At 54.5% G+C, this 18896-nt stretch carries 18 protein-coding genes; 11 read left to right on the top strand and 7 right to left on the bottom strand.

Features of this window, described 5'->3' with window-relative positions; genetic code table 11:
- The first annotated feature begins 9 nt into the window (after positions 1-9).
- The 4 genes from H586_RS0109935 to H586_RS0109950 are packed head-to-tail and all read left to right on the top strand — an operon-like array spanning position 10 to position 6620.
- Positions 10-1455: a DUF3375 domain-containing protein gene (locus tag H586_RS0109935; RefSeq protein WP_027181950.1), complete on the top strand. Its 1446-nt coding sequence runs from the start codon at positions 10-12 to the stop codon at positions 1453-1455.
- Positions 1455-2090 carry a DUF4194 domain-containing protein gene (locus H586_RS0109940; RefSeq protein ID WP_027181951.1) on the top strand — a complete coding sequence of 212 codons (636 nt, stop codon included), beginning with the start codon at positions 1455-1457 and terminating at the stop codon, positions 2088-2090. Before H586_RS0109935 ends, H586_RS0109940 begins: the two co-directional genes overlap by 1 nt.
- The gene (locus H586_RS0109945) at positions 2083-5448 is read left to right on the top strand and encodes an ATP-binding protein (protein WP_027181952.1); all 3366 of its coding nucleotides are present in this window, start codon (positions 2083-2085) and stop codon (positions 5446-5448) included. The genes H586_RS0109940 and H586_RS0109945 overlap by 8 nt, the downstream gene beginning before the upstream one ends.
- Positions 5445-6620 carry a DUF3322 domain-containing protein gene (locus tag H586_RS0109950; protein ID WP_027181953.1) on the top strand — a complete coding sequence of 392 codons (1176 nt, stop codon included), beginning with the start codon at positions 5445-5447 and terminating at the stop codon, positions 6618-6620. Before H586_RS0109945 ends, H586_RS0109950 begins: the two co-directional genes overlap by 4 nt.
- Positions 6621-6756: 136 nt before the next feature.
- Here H586_RS0109950 and H586_RS18875 read toward each other — a convergent pair whose 3' ends face one another.
- Complete coding sequence (locus H586_RS18875; RefSeq protein WP_234702953.1) at positions 6757-7680, bottom strand: ATP-binding protein; 924 nt, start codon at positions 7678-7680, stop codon at positions 6757-6759.
- Position 7681: 1 nt separating this feature from the next.
- Between H586_RS18875 and H586_RS20655 the strand changes: the two genes are divergently transcribed.
- The 6 genes from H586_RS20655 (at position 7682) to H586_RS0109985 (ending at position 11477) form a co-directional block, all read left to right on the top strand.
- The gene (locus tag H586_RS20655; protein ID WP_211232564.1) at positions 7682-8140 is read left to right on the top strand and encodes a hypothetical protein; all 459 of its coding nucleotides are present in this window, start codon (positions 7682-7684) and stop codon (positions 8138-8140) included.
- 13 nt (positions 8141-8153) lie between these two features.
- Positions 8154-9020 (top strand): HNH endonuclease, encoded by an 867-nt coding sequence (locus H586_RS0109965; protein ID WP_027181955.1) that lies wholly within the window; start codon positions 8154-8156, stop codon positions 9018-9020.
- A gap of 3 nt (positions 9021-9023) precedes the next feature.
- Positions 9024-9458, top strand: coding sequence for a hypothetical protein (locus tag H586_RS0109970; RefSeq protein ID WP_027181956.1), 435 nt, complete (start codon positions 9024-9026; stop codon positions 9456-9458).
- A 55-nt stretch (positions 9459-9513) separates the two neighbouring features.
- The gene (locus H586_RS0109975) at positions 9514-9747 is read left to right on the top strand and encodes a DUF2188 domain-containing protein (RefSeq protein WP_011369119.1); all 234 of its coding nucleotides are present in this window, start codon (positions 9514-9516) and stop codon (positions 9745-9747) included.
- 26 nt (positions 9748-9773) lie between these two features.
- Entirely contained in the window at positions 9774-10529 is a 756-nt protein-coding gene (locus H586_RS0109980; RefSeq protein ID WP_027181957.1) for a class I SAM-dependent methyltransferase, read from the top strand.
- A 513-nt stretch (positions 10530-11042) separates the two neighbouring features.
- Positions 11043-11477, top strand: coding sequence for a hypothetical protein (locus tag H586_RS0109985; RefSeq protein ID WP_027181958.1), 435 nt, complete (start codon positions 11043-11045; stop codon positions 11475-11477).
- A gap of 178 nt (positions 11478-11655) precedes the next feature.
- On the opposite strand, the gene H586_RS18880 is transcribed toward H586_RS0109985, so the two are convergent.
- The 6 genes from H586_RS18880 to H586_RS0110015 form a co-directional block, all read right to left on the bottom strand.
- The gene (locus H586_RS18880; RefSeq protein ID WP_011367771.1) at positions 11656-11997 is read right to left on the bottom strand and encodes a PilZ domain-containing protein; all 342 of its coding nucleotides are present in this window, start codon (positions 11995-11997) and stop codon (positions 11656-11658) included.
- Positions 11998-12223: 226 nt separating this feature from the next.
- Positions 12224-13051, bottom strand: coding sequence for a hypothetical protein (locus H586_RS0109995; protein ID WP_027181959.1), 828 nt, complete (start codon positions 13049-13051; stop codon positions 12224-12226).
- A gap of 268 nt (positions 13052-13319) precedes the next feature.
- Positions 13320-14657 (bottom strand): alanine/glycine:cation symporter family protein, encoded by a 1338-nt coding sequence (locus tag H586_RS0110000; RefSeq protein WP_027181960.1) that lies wholly within the window; start codon positions 14655-14657, stop codon positions 13320-13322.
- A gap of 360 nt (positions 14658-15017) precedes the next feature.
- Positions 15018-15674 carry a LutC/YkgG family protein gene (locus H586_RS0110005; protein WP_011367768.1) on the bottom strand — a complete coding sequence of 219 codons (657 nt, stop codon included), beginning with the start codon at positions 15672-15674 and terminating at the stop codon, positions 15018-15020.
- Positions 15667-17109, bottom strand: a complete 1443-nt coding sequence (locus tag H586_RS0110010) for a LutB/LldF family L-lactate oxidation iron-sulfur protein (RefSeq protein ID WP_027181961.1) — start codon at positions 17107-17109, stop codon at positions 15667-15669. Before H586_RS0110010 ends, H586_RS0110005 begins: the two co-directional genes overlap by 8 nt.
- The gene (locus H586_RS0110015) at positions 17102-17854 is read right to left on the bottom strand and encodes a (Fe-S)-binding protein (protein ID WP_027181962.1); all 753 of its coding nucleotides are present in this window, start codon (positions 17852-17854) and stop codon (positions 17102-17104) included. Before H586_RS0110015 ends, H586_RS0110010 begins: the two co-directional genes overlap by 8 nt.
- A gap of 225 nt (positions 17855-18079) precedes the next feature.
- Between H586_RS0110015 and H586_RS0110025 the strand changes: the two genes are divergently transcribed.
- Complete coding sequence (locus H586_RS0110025; protein WP_011367765.1) at positions 18080-18832, top strand: SDR family oxidoreductase; 753 nt, start codon at positions 18080-18082, stop codon at positions 18830-18832.
- The last annotated feature ends 64 nt before the right edge of the window (positions 18833-18896 follow it).

The raw sequence follows: 18896 nt of genomic DNA on the forward strand, positions 1-18896 counted from the left end.
GGAGAAGATATGGCACTGGACTACGCCACTTTAGAGCTGCTCCGCCAGAACCACCCTGCGTGGCGTTTGCTGTGCGCAGATCACGCGCCGCTGGTGGCCGGTTTTCTGCACCGGGTGTTCATCGTGCCCAATGTTCGCAATCTGTCTCAGGCTGATCTGGTCGAGGCGTTGGAAGATGAGCTTTTCGCCCTGCGTGAGCAGCTGGGGGTCGAGGCCTTTCCCAGAACCGCGCAAGACTATCTCAACGACTGGGCCGAAAACGACAAGGGGTGGCTGCGCAAATTCTATCCTTCCGGGACGGACGAACCGCACTTTGATCTGACTCCGGCGACGGAGAAGGCCCTGGCCTGGCTGGAGGGGCTAACCGAACGCGCCTTTGTCGGCACGGAATCCCGTCTGCTGACCCTGTTTGAGCTACTACGACAGATGAGCGAAGGGAGCCAGACCGATCCGCAAGTGCGAATCGCAGAACTGCAAAAGCGCCGCAGCGATATCGACGCGGAGATCGCCCGCATTCTGGCGGGTGATATTCCGCTTCTGGACGACACCGGTCAGAAGGATCGCTTTCAACAGTTTTTGCAGCTGGCTCGGGAGCTGCTGACCGACTTTCGCGAGGTGGAGCACAATTTTCGTACGCTTGACCGCCGGGTGCGCGAACGCATTGCCCTTTGGGAGGGAGCAAAAGGGGCGCTGCTCGAAGAGATCATGGGCGAGCGCGATGCCATCGCCGATTCCGATCAAGGGAAGAGCTTTCGCGCCTTCTGGGATTTCCTGATGTCCCAGTCCCGTCAGGAAGAATTGACCCGGCTGTTGGAACAGGTTTTGTCCCTTCCGCCGATCCTCGCCATGCGTCATGAAACTCGTCTGCAACGCGTACATTACGACTGGCTGGAGGCAGGTGAACACACCCAGCGGACGGTGGCGAAGCTTTCCGAGCAGCTGCGGCGGTTTCTCGATGATCAGGCCTGGCTGGAGAATCGCCGCATCATGGACATCCTGCACAGCGTCGAAAACCATGCGCTGGCGTTGCGCGAGGAGTTTCCATCGGGGGATTTCATGCCTTTGGCCGAGACCTCCGCAACGGTTGAACTCCCCCTGGAGCGACCTCTCTATCGGCCGCCGCTCAAGCCCCTCATTGCCGAGATGGCGTTGGACGAAGGGGATGCGGATGTGGATACGGCGGCCCTCTACGCACAGGTGGTGGTTGACCGGGCCGAGTTGACCCGGAATATTCGGCAGGAACTCCAGGGGCGCAGCCAGATCACCCTTGCCGAGGTGGTGACTCGCCATCCGTTGCGTCACGGTTTGGCCGAACTTGTTGCCTATCTGCAGCTGGCCGGAGAATGGCCCAAAACGGCCGTGGACGATGAGGTGCAGGAACAGGTGAGCTGGCAGCTGGAGACTGGCATCATGCGCCAGGCGACCTTGCCGCGCATTATTTTGCTGAGGAACTGATGATGAATGTCGCCGATACCAACCCCAGCCATTCTGCCCGGCCGCCCCACGAACTCTCGTCGGTGGTGGTGCCTCTGCTCAAGGGCGTGCTCTATCAGGAGGACAACCCCGGATTGTGGGGCTCGCTGCTGCATCTGCAAGCGAGCGTTCGGGATTACGTCGCGGTTCTTGGTCTGGACCTGATGCTCGACGAGGCGGAAGGCTACGCTTTTTTGCGTTCCCGGCAGGATGAGGATGAGGACGGTCAGGCGGTCATGCCGCGCCTGGTTGCCCGGCGGCAGCTCTCCTATCCGGTCAGTTTGTTACTCGCTCTCTTGCGGAAAAAACTGGCCGAGTTCGACGCTGGTGGCGGCGATACGCGTCTGATCCTTTCCCGGGATGAAGTGGTGGAATTGATCCGGATTTTTCTACCTGCGGGCAGCAACGAGGTGAAACTCATCGATCAGGTCGATGCCACCTTAAACAAGATTGCCGAGCTCGGCTTTATCCGCCGCTTGCGCGGGCAGGGGCAGATGATTGAGGTGCGGCGCATTATCAAGGCGTTTGTCGATGCGCAGTGGCTCGCCGATTTTGACGAACGATTGGCGGAATATCGACAGCAGCTTGCGCAACCGCTGGAGGGGATGGATGGCTGAAGCGCTTGAATTGGAATTCATGGCAGATGACCGGCTGGCAGGTTTTCGCCTGCAACGACTCGAGGTTTTTAACTGGGGAACCTTTGACGGGAGGGTCTGGACTCTGCGACTGGGCGGAAAAAACGGTCTTCTCACCGGGGATATCGGTTCCGGAAAATCGACCCTGGTCGACGCCGTCACCACCCTGCTGGTGCCGAGTCATCGCGTTGCCTACAACAAGGCGGCCGGGGCCGACAGCCGCGAACGTTCGCTCAAGTCCTATGTGCTCGGGTTTTACAAGTCGGAGCGGCAGGAAACCCTGGGCAGCGCCAAGCCGGTCGCACTGCGCGACTTCAACAGTTATTCGGTGATCCTCGGCGTTTTTCACAACGCAGGCTACAACAAGACCGTCACCCTGGCGCAGGTCTTCTGGATGAAAGAGGCCAATACGCAACCGGCTCGTCTGTATGCGGCCTGTGAACGCGATCTGTCCATTGCGGCAGATTTTTCCGGATTCGGCAGCGAGATGGTCAGCCTTCGCAAACAGCTGCGGTCAAGCGGCGTCGAGTTGTTCGACAGCTTTACGTCCTACGGTTCCTGGTTCCGCCGTCGTTTCGGCATTGATAACGAACAGGCTTTGGATCTATTCCATCAGACCGTGTCGCTCAAGTCGGTCGGGAACCTGACCGACTTCGTGCGCAGCCACATGCTTGAGCCCTTTGATGTCGCACCGCGTATCTCCGCCCTGATCGGCCATTTCGAGGATCTCAACCGTGCTCACGAGGCGGTTCTCAAGGCCAAACGCCAGGTAGAGATGCTTACGCCTCTGGTGGCCGATTGCGAGCGGCATCGGGAGTTGGCGCAGACGGCGGATAATCTGCGAGCTTGCCGCGATGCCCTGCGGCCATGGTTCGCCATCCTGAAACTCGATCTCCTGGAGAAACGACTGGCCTCGCTGAATGAAGAGTTGACCCGACACCAAGTCGCCATCGAGCGGCTGGAGGAGCAGCGTCGTACCCAGCAGGGGCAGGAGCGTGAACTGCGTCGCACCATCGCGGAAAATGGTGGTGACCGTATTGAAAGCATCGGTCAGGAAATCCTCCAAAAACAGGATGAACTGGAACGTAGGAAACTGAAAGCATCCCGCTATGAGGAGCTAGTACGCGCCTTAGGGCAATCCCCCGCCGCGACCGGAGAAGAATTTCTGCGTCAACGGTCTGAAACCGCCAAGTGGCTCGAAACGACAGAAGAAGCCGAAGTCCGTACACAGAACGATCTCAATGAGGCAGGCGTCTTCTTCGCCCAGGGACGGGCTGAATATGATCAGTTGAAAACTGAAATCACGGGATTGAAAGCCCGAGTCAGCAATATCGACGAAAAACAAATTGCCATGCGACGTACCCTCTGTCAGGCGCTGAATCTGGCTGAAGAGGAGATGCCTTTTGCCGGTGAATTGCTGCAGGTGCGCGAGGACGAGCGTGACTGGGAAGGTGCCATCGAAAGGCTGCTTCACGGCTTCGGCTTGTCTCTGCTGGTTCCGGATCGGTATTACGCCAAGGTGGCGCAGTGGGTTGACCAAACTCACCTGCGGGGTCGGCTGGTTTATTTCCGGGTGCGGGAAGGCGTACGCGGCGAATTGCCTTCGCTTAATCCCGACTCCCTGGTGCGTAAGCTGCAAGTCAAGCCCGATTCGCCCTTTTATGACTGGATCGAAAGGGAGGTGGCCCACCGTTTTGATCTGGCCTGCTGTGAGAACCAGGATCAGTTCCGCCGCGAGACCCGTGCCATTACCAAGGCCGGACAGATCAAAGCTCCCGGGGAGCGGCATGAAAAGGATGACCGGCATCGGATAGATGATCGACGGCGTTATGTCCTTGGTTGGAGCAACGTCGAAAAAATCGCGGCGTTGGAAAAAGACGCCAAGCGGCAGGAAACGCACCTTGCCGACCTTGCCGGTCGCATCAGCACGCTGCAGAAGGAACAGTCCGCCCTCAAAGAACGTCTCTCGGTCCTCTCGAAGCTGGGGGAATACTCCGACTTTCGTGATCTCGACTGGAAACCCGTGGCGGTTGTCATCGCCAGGTTGGAAGCCGAGAAACGTGAATTAGAAGCGGCCTCCGATCTGCTCAAGACTCTGACGTCACAATTGACCGCGCTCGAAGGGGAGTTGAAAGAAACGGAGATTCAGCTTGATGAACGGAAGGATAAGCGCTCGAAAACCGAGCAAAAAATCAGCGCCGCGCAAGAGCTGCAGCAACAAGCGCAAGCTCTTTTAGCGGAAATAACAGAAGATATTGTTCAGAGATTTGACCTCCTGGAAGCGATGCGTGAGGAGGCGCTTGGCGGTCAGATGCTGACAGTCGAATCTTGCGACAATCGCGAGCGCGATATGCGTGACTGGCTGCAGGCCAGGATCGACGCCGAAGATTCGAAGATCAAGCGCCTGTCTGAAAAGATCGTCAAGGCCATGACCGAATACAAAGGGAAGTGGGAACTTGAGACCAAAGACGTGGATTCCAACCTGGCTGCCGCCCCTGAATACAGGGCAATGCTGGATCAACTGCAGGCCGATGACTTGCCCCGGTTTGAAGGACGTTTCAAGGATCTCCTGAACGAGAACACCATCCGGGAGGTGGCGAATTTTCAATCCCAGCTGGCACGCGAACGGGAAACCATCAAGGAGCGCATCGCCCAGATCAACGAATCGCTCACCCAGATTGATTACAACCCGGGACGTTATATCAGTCTCGAAGCACAGATGAATCTCGACGCCGACATCCGTGATTTCCAGACCGAATTGCGTACCTGTACCGAAGGTGCGCTCACCGGCTCGGAAGATGCACAGTATTCGGAGGCAAAATTCCTCCAGGTGAAGCGAATCATCGAGCGGTTCCGAGGCCGGGATGAACACTCGGATATGGATCGACGCTGGACGGCCAAGGTGACCGATGTGCGCAACTGGTTCGTATTCGCCGCCAGCGAGCGCTGGCGTGAAGACAACACCGAGCATGAACACTATGCGGATTCCGGCGGAAAGTCAGGCGGCCAGAAGGAAAAGCTCGCCTACACCGTCCTTGCCGCCAGCCTGGCGTATCAATTTGGCCTGGAATGGGGTGCGGTGCGCTCCCGTTCCTTCCGTTTTGTGGTCATCGATGAGGCGTTTGGGCGCGGTTCCGATGAATCGGCCCAGTATGGCTTGCAGTTGTTCGCGCAGCTCAATCTTCAACTGCTGATCGTCACGCCGTTGCAGAAAATCCATATCATCGAGCCTTTTGTCGCTGGTGTCGGGTTTGTGCACAATGAGGATGGCCGCAACTCGGTCCTGCGCAACCTGAGCATCGAGGAATATCGAGCCGAGAAACAAAGGATGCAAGGATGACGTGGACGACCCCGGCTGATCTCAAAAATCAGGTGCAAAAGCTTTGGGATCGCGGTTTGCTGCTCGCCTCAATGACTGGCGGAGAGTCGCTCTTCCCTCGGCGTCTGACCCTCAAAGGCCCTGACTCTCGGGAATTGAGCGAACGGTTCCCCGAGGTACGGGATTGGATCGGCCAATTGTCCGCTGCCGCAGGTCCCTATCGAATTGAATGGCGCAGTGTCAACCACCGTGTTCTTGGAAACAATGAAATCCCGGCGGCAATCTGGATCGACCAGCTTTCGGATGCTCTTGGATTGATTGGCAAGCGCCGGGCAGCGGATCAGTTCGCGGCGCTGGTTGAACTGACCAGAGACAAACAGCCTGAATTACTTCCCTGGCTGACAAAACGGTCGATGCGTGCCTTGGAGTTGGCCGAAGACTGGCCACGACTGCTGGAGATTGTCGGCTGGTTGCTGAAACATCCCCGCCCTGCGATTTATCTGCGTCAGATCGACCTACCGGGTGTCCATACCAAATTGATCGAAGGACATCGTGGCGTGCTGGCGGAACTGCTCGATCTCGTGCTGCCGGAGGATTCTATTGATGGAACTCACACGGGCATCGGCGGGTTCTGTCGTCGATATGGTTTTCTTGACAAACCGTCACGGGTGCGATTTCGGATGCTGGACTCGAATGTCCGTCTGCTACCAGTGGAAGCCGATCAGGATATCATCCTGACACAGTCAGCCTTCGCCTCACTTGATTTGCCGGTATCGAAAGTGTTCATCACTGAAAATGAGATCAACTTTTTGGCTTTTCCGGATGTTTCTGATGCGGTGGTGGTATTCGGAGCGGGATACGGATTTGACAATCTCGCGGCCGCAACCTGGCTGCACGAAAAAGAAATCTACTATTGGGGGGACATCGATACTCACGGCTTTGCTATTCTCAATCAATTGCGCGGGTTCTTGCCTCATGTCGTTTCTTTTCTGATGGATCAACGGACACTCCTTGCCCACAGGGCACTATGGGGAGTTGAAATGCAGCCTGAAACAGGGACTCTTACGCGGTTGAACTCCGAGGAAAGCGCACTTTACGATAAATTGCGCCAAAACCATTGGGGGGAACGTGTTCGTCTGGAGCAGGAAAGGATTGGATTCGACTTTCTGCGAGATGTTCTCCGAGAGCTATGAATCGCAACTGAACTGTCAAAGAATCCTTGACAGTTCAACGGCGTCGTTTCTTGTCTCTATTGCTGCCTTTGGTCTGACTGAAAGGGGCGATTATTTTACGAAGCGGCACGAACCTAAAATAAGGCGAGCCGCTATTTTAGGTTCGCGGCTCCATCTCCAGCAGAAACTGCCAGATCGGCACCACCCGGATGGTGCCGAAGCCCACATGGATGGTTTCATTGGTGCGCCAGGTGACGATGGTCCCCTTCGCCACCGCCAGCTCGACCATGGCTTCGGAGAGGGAGCGGACCTCGCTCTGCTTGACGCGGGGATCGGCCAGCGAGGCGCAAACCTGGACCAGCATGACGGCTCGTTCTTGTCCCGGGCTTGTTGGCAGCAGCGCGACAAGGTCCACCTCCCGGCCCATCTTTGTCTTGTGGTAGAAGATTTCCGGCGTCATCCGGCGCAGCGCGGTGAAGACCAGATTCTCCAGCAGGCTGTCGCGGTTGGTGAGGATGTCGGAGCTGATCGAGGTTACCAGCGCATGTTCGATGCAGTAGGCCTTGCGGGGATTGACGCTGATTCGGGTCGGCGAGCTGGAAAGGATATTCACGCTGAACAGCAGCCCGGCATCCTCGAACGCGACGAGCCAATCGACCACCGAGCTTTTGCGCACCCGGTGGCCGAGGGATTTCAGGTAATCGGTCAGGTGGCTGACGGCGTAAAAGGAGCCGGTATTGTCCACCAGCCAGTGGGCCAGATCGATCACCGCCCGAGGGTGGGAGATGTTGTGGTGGCCGATGATGCTGGCGAGGATGGTGTTCCAGTTGGCCTGATGAGCCTCTATGCTTTGCTGCTGGTCGAGTCGGATCACGCCGGGGAAGCCGCCGACCTGCCAATATTCCTCGAACGCCTTCTGGAGGGTCAGCCGCTGCTTGGTGGATAGGGGGCCGTCGCTCTCGATGCCTTTGCCGTCAAGGAACTCTCGGAACGAAAGCGGGAAAATCTCCCAGGAGACGATCCGGCCGGTCAATGGGCTGGCGGTTTCCTCCTCCGGGGATGGCAGCAAGGAACCGGTCACAGTGACCTCACATTTTTCGTTTCGTATCAAACGGTCGATGAAGAGCTGCCAGTGCGGGAGCGTCTCCGAGGCTTTTGAGGAAGGTGATCCGTGGCAGACCCTTTTCCATATTGCGGCCCAGCGAAAGTCCAATGGGCACTCCGATCTCATCCCATATTGGATCTTCGAGGATGGTTCCGCCCGGGTGGAGCGCCGCGTCCCTCTACTCCCGTACAGCAAGGAGGTTGGGAAGCTCAAACGACTGAAGCAAGGCTTGGCCCTTTATCGGGTGGTTTTTGGTCAACCCCGCCAGGAGGACCTGCTGTTCAGCCTTAGCCAGAACGGTAACCATGAGTCAGCGGATTTAGCCGACTGGCTGATTTCGCTTCAACCCCCGGAAACTGTTTTGAAGGATGAATCGGCCGAGGAAAACACCCTGATCCTGCCTCCGGCAAAGTCCGCTCAGGGCATTAGCAATTGATACGAGGGAGCGCATGAGTTTTTCAAAGGAAATCGTCGAAGATGCATTAGTCGCCTGCGGGCGATCATGCTGCATTTGCCACAAATTCTGTGGGGTCCGAATTGAGACGCACCACCTCAAACCAAAGCACCTTGGCGGTGACGACAGCTTTGAAAACTGCATTCCCCTCTGTTTTGATTGCCATGCGGAAGTCGAACACTACAACAATAACCATCCGCGAGGACGCAAATTTTCGGAGGGAGAACTCAGGAAACATCGGGACAACTGGTACAGCATGGTCCGCGAGCTGAATACACCGCTTCCGCGTCATGAGAATTCCGTCCACGTTATTCAGGCGGTGAATGGCAAAGGAAATATGGTAGCCGGTCGAGACCTGAATATTGTTACCGAGAGAGTGGTCAAAAAGACTGTCGTACAGACTGATCCGGGCGGTAAGCACATTAGCAATACCACAGCGAGAAAAATCCTGGAATTGGTCAATGAATATATCGATATTTACACGGCGGCCGAGAAAGATTCCCAGCGTGCTGCAAAACGGATCTGGAGCTCGCTAAAAAAGGAATTCGATGTTACCACCTACAAGGAAATATCATCTGACGATTCCGATAGAGCCATCCAGTGGTTGCACGCTCAAATTGCCATGGCTCGTCCGAAGATCAGGCGTAAGGCTCCGGAGCGGTGGAAGCAAAGTTTCTATAAGCCGATCTATGCCCGAGCTAATGAGCTTGGGATGTCAAAAGAAGAGCTCTATGCGATTGCGCAAACACGACTTGAATTGAAGAAACCGGTCGGGTCTCTAAAAGACCTGACCCAGAAGAACCTTGAAAAATTACACCATATTATGATTGGCGAGGTTAACAAATCGAAGCGCGGGGATTGATCAGTGGAAACGGCAGATACGCCTTTGGGGCCGAATAAATTGGGTCGGAAACACATCAAGAGCTTTGCCAGCGGCATCGCTCACATGTTTTCCTGTTCGGCCCAGCATTATGCTTGGCTGGCGTATCAGCACCGGTTGCCAACGGTGACAATTGACCTCCTGGATCTGCGAATAGAGCCCTCGGAATTCGACATTGAAAGGAACCGGATTCTTGCCGGGATGTGTCAGAGAACGCTCTTCAGAAACTCCGAGCAATTGGCACCACCTGGAGCTGTAGTCTCGGCCGTTCTCTCTGTCCACTTCGGGATCGATGACTATTCGGAGGACGGCCGTTCTGCCTCGATTGGCAGGTCAGTTTTCACCGCAATCATGACCGATGACCGAGGCAAGGAGTGGCGCGTGGACCATGCTGAGGAGCGGATGTTGATCCAAGCGTAGCCGAAAACGGTTCGATCAACTCATATAAATGGAAACCATGAAATAGGAGGCAACCATGCCAAAGAAACCAGGATCACATCATGTCGTGCCCAACGCTGACGGCGGCTGGGACGTCAAGAAAGACGGCGCGACCCGTAGCAGCGGCCATTTCGACAAGAAGCAGGATGCCGTCGATGCCGGGCGCAAGATCAGCCAGAACCAAGGCACCGAGTTCTACATCCACGGCAAGGACGGGAAGATCCAAAACAAGGACAGCCACGGGAACGACCCATATCCGCCGAAGGGCTGATCCGGCGTATTGAATGAGGACGAAATATGGATGATTTGCAAATGCAGCTTTTGCTTGATCTGCATAGATCAAATGTCAGGCAAGGGCCTGGCGGGGACGCTGAAACAAAACGGGCGATGGAGTTGGCTGGTCTCGCCCGGTCGCGTCCGTTGAAGATCGCGGATGTAGGCTGCGGTACTGGCGCATCCACCATCCTCCTGGCCAAGGAGCTGGATGCCCATATCACCGCTGTGGACTTCCTCCCGGAATTTCTCGACGAGCTTCACACCAGAGCTATCGACCACGGCGTGGCGGACAGGATCACCACGCTGAACTGCTCCATGGATGCCCTGCCTTTTACGGAGGGAGAATTCGACGTGATCTGGTCCGAAGGGGCCGTCTACAACATGGGCTTCGAAGCCGGGGTGTCAGCCTGGAGGCGATTCCTGAAGACCGGTGGAAAGCTCATCGTTTCTGAGATCACCTGGCTCAGTGCCACACGACCGCCGGAGCTCCAGTCCCATTGGGAGACCGAGTACCCCGAGATCGATGTCGCATCAGCAAAGATCGGGCTCCTTGAACGGCATGGCTATAGCCCGGAAGGCTACTTTGTCCTACCGGTGCATTGCTGGCTTGAAAATTACTATCGCCCCATGCAGAGCCGTTTTGATGCGTTTCTGGAGCGGCATGGCCACAGCGACCAGGCCAAGGCTATCGTCGATGCGGAACGGCACGAGATTGCCCTTTATGAAAAATTCCGGGACTACTACAGCTACGGCGTTTACGTGGCGAAAAAGGTGTGAGCCATGACGCCACCTGAGGCAGGATTGTTTGCCCGAGATGCCCAATTCGATTCCCGTTATGGGAACCGAACCGGCGTCCGAAATCCGGATTCGAAGTTGTTGCTGAGAAGCGCCAGGTATCTGGTTTTACTGCAAACCCGTCACCCTCGTCCGGTGCCGGGAAATCAGGGGAGAAAATCGCTTCTCTGGTCGGGTTGTCGGGAAATGGTTGTGCAAGATGACTTCAGCGTTTATTATCAAGGAGTTACGAGGAGCGCGGGCTTTGAGACTGTTTTGCGGTAGGTCGTCGTTCCCTCCACCAGACCCCTATTTCGCTGGGTTTCATGAAGTCTCAAAACTCCATGAAACCCTTTTCTTTTTGATTTCTAGCCCGCATTGCTGCGCGGAATTCTCGTGCTTTTTAAGCAAAAGTGTGTGTTATCATAATGTTGACATGGATTGTGCGTTTCACCATGATGCTGACTATTGCATTTTGATGCAGATTGACAACGCAATGGGTTGAGGTTGTCGGTGATGACAAATAACGGAACGGCCTTAGAGCAGAGTAATCTGGGTCGAAAATATATCAAGAGCTTTGCAAGCGGCATTGCCCATATGTTCGCCTATTCGGCGGAACATTATGCATGGCTGGCCTATAGATATCAGGCTCCGTCTGTGACGATCGATATATGGTCACAGCGTATTGAGCCCGGCTTGTTTGACATAGAGAGAAACCGGATTTTAGCTGGCATGTGCCAGCAGGCGCTTCAGCGTAACGTTACAAGACTGGCGCCGCCTGCTGAGGTGGTTTCGGCAACTGTTTCCGCCCGCTTCGGCATTGAGAACTATCTTAAAGATGGTAACAGCGCCTCAATTGGCCGGTCAGTATTCACTGCTGTGCTGGTTGATGAGTGTGGCAAGCAATGGCAAGCAGGACATGTTGAAGAGCGGATGCTGATAGAAGGTTGAAAAGCGAAGCTCAATGAGCAGAAAGTAAAAACTCAGGGTTTCATGGTGTGTTTGCAGCCATGAAACCCTTTGTTTTTTCTTTCTGGAAGCAACATGGTGATACTTCAGGTAAAAGTCGTGTTCGCGGGAGGTGACAATGAGCTTTTGCAACAGACGTTGTACTGCAACGGCCGGTTAATCAGCGATAATAGTATTGAGGTGCAAAATCCTGCTGGAGCGCTGTGTATCCCGTTGAGAGTGGCTCGCCGAAGCTTACTCCCACTTCGTTTCCCTGTTGCCAGACAACGTGGTACTGAATGTTTTTCATGTATTCCGGAGAGTTTTCGATCAGGCGCATGATGCTTCCGCTGCTGTATTCATAGGAAGGCAACTGGCCGTACTCCATGCCGAATCTTGCACCGCCCTGGCTTATGTCCAGCAGTTTGACTGAATATTGTGCATCTCCGTACTGGATATAACATGGATATTCATAGTCGTACTCATCAAGATACACCCGTTGATATTGCCTTCTTTCTTCCATGATACACCTCCTGCGCAAAATTTGCGTTGAGTGACTTCCGCATACTGCAGAAAGTCGGGTATTAATAGTAAGTACATTACGCATGCAGGTGTTCTTTATCAATCGTCGGACAAAAAAAATAATGTTCAGAAAAAATTAAAGCCTGTCTGAACAGTATGCCTTTATGTAACGTTGTTGAACGACGTTATTGCTGAGATAAAAAAACGCCTCCGAAGAGGCGTTTGTCTTAATGCTTTTCTGAATCCGGATAGACATCTATCGGATCGGATGTTTCTCCCTGCTCCCCTTTTGTACCGGCAGCGCCTTGGGGCAGACTTTTGCGGGAGGCCCCCAGAGCCGTGACTGGGGTTATTTCCGTTGCCTGGCTGCCGCTTTCCAAAGCCTTGATCAGTTTGCCGTCCGCTGTCAGGGCTGTCTTGCCGTCAATGATGGCAATGCCTGTGCGTTCCAGCACTTCACGTCTGAATGCGTATTCTTCCTGCAGCTTTCGTGTCTTATACATAAGAAACAGTTTGGCAAAGTAGCTTGCCAGCCACGCGACAAATACAGCAACTCCCACCCAGACGGCAATCTTCATGGCTGCTGCGCCAAAACTGACTAAGGCCGCCATAATTACGTCCAGTTTGTATATCAGCCCCCCCAGCAGAATAAGGCCGCCCAGCAGGATAAGGCTGGGAAGGCCCTGCGCCATGCTCAGCCAGCGCCTGAGACGTTCGGGGAGATGTTCCTTGACTGCGTCGGAAGAAGATTCACCGCCGATAAGCCGGGAAAAACAGACTCCCACCATCTGGGTAACAAACATGACGGCCACGGGAGCAATGAACAAACCGATTATATAGGCTTTCCAAGGGAATTCATACGTGACGGTTCCGTCAGGCAATTTCTGGATATTGGTGATTCCATGAAGTATGGCTACTACCGTCACCACAAATTCCACCAGAATGATTCCTATGGCAATGTAGGCAAGCAGCGATTTTTTTTCCCTGTCGCTTAACAGGGCGCCGACCATGGAACGCTTTTTTTCAGCTCCCTTATCGGCTGCGTTCTCTTGCATTCATTCCTCCTTGGCGCGGGCCGGAGCCCGGTATGGAATTATTGCCGCGTAACCAACCTGTTGACGGGTCGGCTTCTGCGAGGCGCTGTGGAGACTCTCTACTCTTCTACGATTGAAAACTCAAATCATAAAGCAAGATCAAACAGGATATAATACCCCATGTGAGTGTGACCAGCGTGAAAAAAAGACAGTATGTGCTTTATATCCGGAAAGACAAATAAAAAAGAGCGCCGGAAGCGCTCTTTTTTATTTTGGGGGTGGTTGTGGCTTAGCGCGGCTTGCCGCCGTTGAAAAACTTTTTCGTTTCAGAAGCGATAACCGGCGAAAGCATGATCAGACCGATGAGGTTGGGGAACGCCATCAGCCCGTTAAAGATGTCCGATACGGTCCATACCACATCAAGCTTGAGCACGGCACCCAATCCCACGGATGCCACAAAAAGCCAGCGGTAGGGCTTTACGGCCCAGGTGCCCAGCAGGTACCCGATGGATTTTTCGCCGTAATAGCTCCAGCCCAGAATGGTGGAGTATGCGAAAAGAATAATACCCACAGTAACGATGAGGCCGCCCATGCTTCCGGGCAACCCCAGCGAATAGGCATAGGAAGTCAGTGAGGCGCCGTTTTCACCCGAAGTCCATGCACCGGTGACCAGTATGACAAGGCCGGTCATTGAGCAGACGATGATGGTATCGATAAAAGTCTGCGTCATGGATACAAGGGCCTGCATGACAGGCGAATTGGTCTGCGCTGCGGCTGCTGCGATGGGGGCCGATCCCAGACCTGACTCGTTGGAGAACAGCCCGCGCGCCACACCCATGCGGATGGCAAGCATGACCGCGGCACCGGCAAAGCCGCCGCTGGCTGCAACAGGCGAGAATGCGTATTCAAATACCAGTGACAGAGCACCGGGAATTTTGTCTGCATGAATGACCAGAATGACCAGCGACCCGGCCATGTACAGTACAATCATGAAAGGCACGAGGATGGAAGTGACGCGCCCGATGCTTTTAATGCCGCCGATGATAACGAAGGCGGTGAAAACCATGAGCGTGATCCCCGTGATTTCAGGGGCGATGTTGAAGCTGTGGTTGATGGCGTCGGCTACGGAGTTGGACTGTACCATGCTGCCGATACCGAAAGCCGCGACGGCGGCAAAAAAAGCGAAGAGCGAGCCCAGCCATTTCCAGCCCAGCCCGTTGGAAATATAATACATGGGGCCGCCGCTCATGGTGCCGTCTTCATCCTGAATGCGGTATTTTACAGCCAGCACGGCTTCGCCGTACTTTGTGGCCATGCCCACAAGACCTGTCATCCACATCCAGAAAAGAGCTCCGGGGCCACCGATGAAAATAGCCGTGGCACCCCCTGCAATGTTGCCCGTACCCACCGTGGCTGAGAGAGCCGTCATCAGAGCCTGAAAGTGGGATATGTCCCCTTCTGCGCCGTGTTCTTTACGTTTGATGAAGGCCAGATGGAGCGCGTAGGCCAGTTTGGAAAACTGCACTCCTTTCAGCAGTATGGTCAGCCACACCCCTGTGCCGACCAGAAGCAGCATCAGGGGCCAGCCCCATACATACCCGCTGAGCAAATTGAGAAAATCTTGCATACCGGTGTTCTCCTCCATTTCATAGTACACAGGCCCGCAGTGCACCCCCCGACAGGGCGCAGTGCAGTAACCGGCAGTAAGCGATAACTAAAATGCCGTGTTACTTTATGGGTCATGCACCAATGATGACGTTTTTGCAAGCTATGATTGAGGTATCGTTATGAAAAACAGAAAAAAACACCATTTGCAGCTGCAGATTTGTCAATTATGCAAAATGGCGTTTTTATGAAAAATGCGGGAATGGAGGCATGATAGGAAGCGTGTGGCAAAGAGGCCGGAGCCTGCGTCGTGATACCAGCCGTACGACAGGCGGTTGTCATGCCGCCTGTCGTATGGCTGCTCTTGAAAGCGGGAACACGGTCAGTCGGTCAGCAGAACAAGCAGTTCCTTGGGACCGTGGACACCGAACTGAAGGATCAGCTCTATGTCAGCTGTTTTGGAAGGGCCGGAGACCAGCAGCGCGTTGGTAGGCATCTGCCCTGCCCAGTTTTGTGCGGCCATGGCCTCGGAAAAGGATGAAAAAAGCTGATTTTTATCGACAATCACAATATGCAGCGGCGGCACAAGCGAAAGCAGACGAGGCTCATGCTTGTCCGGCCAGAGTATGATGGCTCCGGTATCCGCAATGCCGCCCAGAGAAGATGTGATGCCCGCCTCTATAGAGAACAGTTCATCCCTGAAGGCCTCGGCACTGCCGGAAACCGCTACGAGTCCGGTGGTGCTTTTGCTCTGCTTCCATGATGCTTCCAGCTGTTTTGCCAGCTTTGAGCCGGCACCGTATGCCAGTCTGGTGATGTTTTTTTCGGCCAGCAGGCGCCGCAGTGTCGTGAAGAGTTCTTTCTTTTTGACGGAAACAACCTCGGCCTTCATGGTTTCAAGCAATCTGACGAAGCGTTCTTCCTTCTCTTTTTCAGTGAATACAGGCGGCTCCCAGTCTGTTGACGGAGCGGGCGCCGCAACGCTGCCGGCAGATTTGTACAGCCGTTCCAGAATGTGCTCACGAGCCTGACTACTCATCGCGTATGCCCTCCTCTTTTGCAAGGTCATGCAGACTTTTGGGTGCGAATTTCGGGGTGGTGCGTACGCTTGTCCACGCCTTCAGGGGGCCGACTTTGGGCAGCCTGTGGCCGAAGCGCCCCAGCATGCGGGTTGTCAGACGATTGAGGTACGGCAACCGGTAGACGGCGGCCCATCCTTTCCAGACAATGGACTCAATGATGTTTTTCTTGAATCCATGTCCCTTGATTATTGTTTCGGCGTGGCTGTCGGCACAATTCCCGTAACTTTCGTCGCGCATGCGCCGGATGATAGCGGGAATGGGTATCATGACGGGGCAGACTTCCTGACATGCATTGCACAGGCTAGAGGCTGTTGCCAGACTGCCTTTCAGGTCCAGCCCGTCAATTTGCGGAGTCAGAATTTTACCTATGGGGCCGGGATAAACAGAACCGTACGCGTGTCCGCCGATGCGGGTGTACACGGGGCAGTGGTTCAGGCATGTGCCGCAGCGAATGCATTGCAGCGTCTGTCTCAGTTGTCTGTCTGCAAGCATTTTTGAACGTCCGTTATCCAGAATGACAAGATGGACTTCCGTGGGACCGTCTTTTTCTCCTTTTTTGCGCGGCGAGGTGATCATATTGACATACGTGGTGATTATCTGCCCTGTTGCAGAGCCGGTCAGCAGGCGCAGCAGCGGCGGCACGTCATCAAGTTTTTCCACCACCTTTTCCAGCCCCATGAGGGCGATATGCACAGGCGGCACCGTTGTGCACATGCGGCCGTTGCCTTCGTTTTCAACCAGCACCAGTGTGCCGGTTTCCGCTACGGCAAAGTTGACACCGGAAAGTCCCACCTGTCCCATCCGGAACTTTTCCCGCAGCGTCTTGCGGGCAATGGCATTCAGCTTTTCCACTTCTTCGACATAGGGCGTGTCTTTCAGCTTTTCGTGGAAAATCTGGGCAACCTGTTTTCTGTTTTTGTGGATGGCGGGCACAATGATGTGCGAAGGCGGCTCATTGTTGAGCTGGATGATGAATTCACCCAGATCTGTTTCCAGCGCTTCGATGTTTCTTTCTTCCAGAAAGCGATTGAGGTGCATCTCTTCGGAAACCATGGACTTGCCTTTGACAAGGCGGGTCGCGTCATGCCGTTTCATGATGTCCAGCACAATATTATTGGCTTCCGCGGTTGTTTCGGCCCAATGCACCACTATGCCGTTTTCAGTACACTTTTTTTCCAGCTTTTCCAGCAGCGCAGGCAGCCGTGAAAGACAGCGCCGCTTGATTGCATTGCCTGTCCTGCGCAGTGCGGCGGTTTCTTCCGGATCCGCAAACACGGCCTTGCGTTTCTGTATCATGGTGCCCATGGCAAACTTAAAGTTGCTTCTGAGCTGACTGTCGTTGAGCGCTTCCTGAATATGCGCGGCAAAATCAAACTTTTTTTTGCTAGCCATGGATACGCTCCCATATGAATTCTGCAAGGTGCTGTGCTCTGACGCCGATCCCCTGTTTTTCCATGGCACCGGCAATGTTCATCATACAGCCGCAGTCGCCGGTTATAACCCGTGATGCTCCTGTTGCCACGATATCGTTGATTTTATCCTGCACCATGGCACCGGACAGTTCGGGTTGCTTTATGGAAAAGGTTCCGCCGAATCCGCAGCACTCATGCTCATGTTCAAGTTCCACCAGCTCCACATTGTCCAGCTGGCGCAACAGCGCTTTTGCATGCTCTGTAACGCGCATTTCCGTTCTGGCGTGGCATGATGAATGCCACGTAACTTTTACAGGCTCCCCTTTGTCTTTGTAGCGGGCCCCCAATGCGTTGAGCAGAAAGTCTCCCAGCTCATAAATTCTGTCAGAAAACGCCTTGATATCATAGTAATCAGGATGGCTGGCAAAAAGTTCGGGATAGTGGGTTTTCATCATGCCGGCGCAGGAACCGGAAGGAACCACGACTGGACAGTCCCGGGCAGAAAAAGCCTGCACCTGCTTGAGGGCCACCGCCATGGCTTCTCTGGGAAAACCGGAATTGTAGGCTGGCTGTCCGCAACAGGACTGCTCCTGCGGAAAGATAACCTGCACCCCCTGCTGCTGAAGCAGCTTTATGCCCGCCATGCCTGCATCGGGATAGGCCATGTCCACAAGGCAGGTGCCGAAATAATACACAGTATCAAGCTTGTCGGGGTATAAACTCATAGCGCTCTCTTTACGTTGTATTACTATAGATTGCCCCCGGGACATGGCAAACATGTCACAGAGGAGTAACAGAATGTTCAGTGTAGCACAGCCCCGGCAGCGTGTCGACTTGATGAAAATTTATCCTTCTTTTCCGGAGGGGTTGCCCCGTATACTAACCCATAGTAAGAAAATCCGCTTGAGGATAGCTCAGTTAAACGACAAGTGCGCACTTACGGAGGCCGCATGAGGAAGATAGCGTTTATTACCGGAGCGACGTCAGGATTCGGCACGGCCTGCGCCAGAAAGTTTCATGGTGCAGGTTGGAATGTGGTTTTGACCGGCCGCAGAGAGGACAGGCTTTCAGCGCTGGCTGAAGAACTGGGAAGCCGCAGGGTGCATACCGCATGCTTTGATGTGCGGGACCGTGAGGCTGTTTTTTCGGCAGTGGAACAGCTGCCCGATGATTTCCGCGAAGTCGATGTGCTGGTAAACAATGCCGGTCTGGCTCTGGGGCTTGAGCCTGCACACAGGTGCGATGATGCAGACTGGGACACCATGGTAGACACCAATATCAAAGGTATTCTGCACTGCACCAGAGCCGTTCTGCCCGGTATGGTCGCCCGTAAAAGCGGCCATGTTATCAATCTGGGGTCCATTGCCGGCAACTGGCCTTACCCCGGCGGCAATGTGTACGGGGCTACCAAAGCATTTGTACAGCAGTTTTCCAGAAACCTGCGCTGCGACCTGCACGGTACCGGAGTCCGCGTCACCAACATTGAGCCGGGGCTGGCAGAAAGCGAATTTTCCGTGGTCCGTTTCGGCGGAGATGCGCAGAAGGCAGCCAAGGTTTATGAAGGAACAACCCCTCTGACGCCTCATGACATTGCCGAAAGCATATGGTGGGTTGCTTCGTTGCCTGCACATGTTAATATCAATGCGCTGGAAATTATGCCGACCTGTCAGTCATGGTCTGCTCTTTCCGTTCACAAAGAGTAACCTTTCAAAGCTTAACTAGGCACAAAAGCTGCGGGTTACCGCAGCTTTTTGCGTTATGGAGTCT

This window comes from Oleidesulfovibrio alaskensis DSM 16109 (assembly GCF_000482745.1).
Classification (GTDB): Bacteria; Desulfobacterota; Desulfovibrionia; order Desulfovibrionales; family Desulfovibrionaceae; genus Oleidesulfovibrio; species Oleidesulfovibrio alaskensis.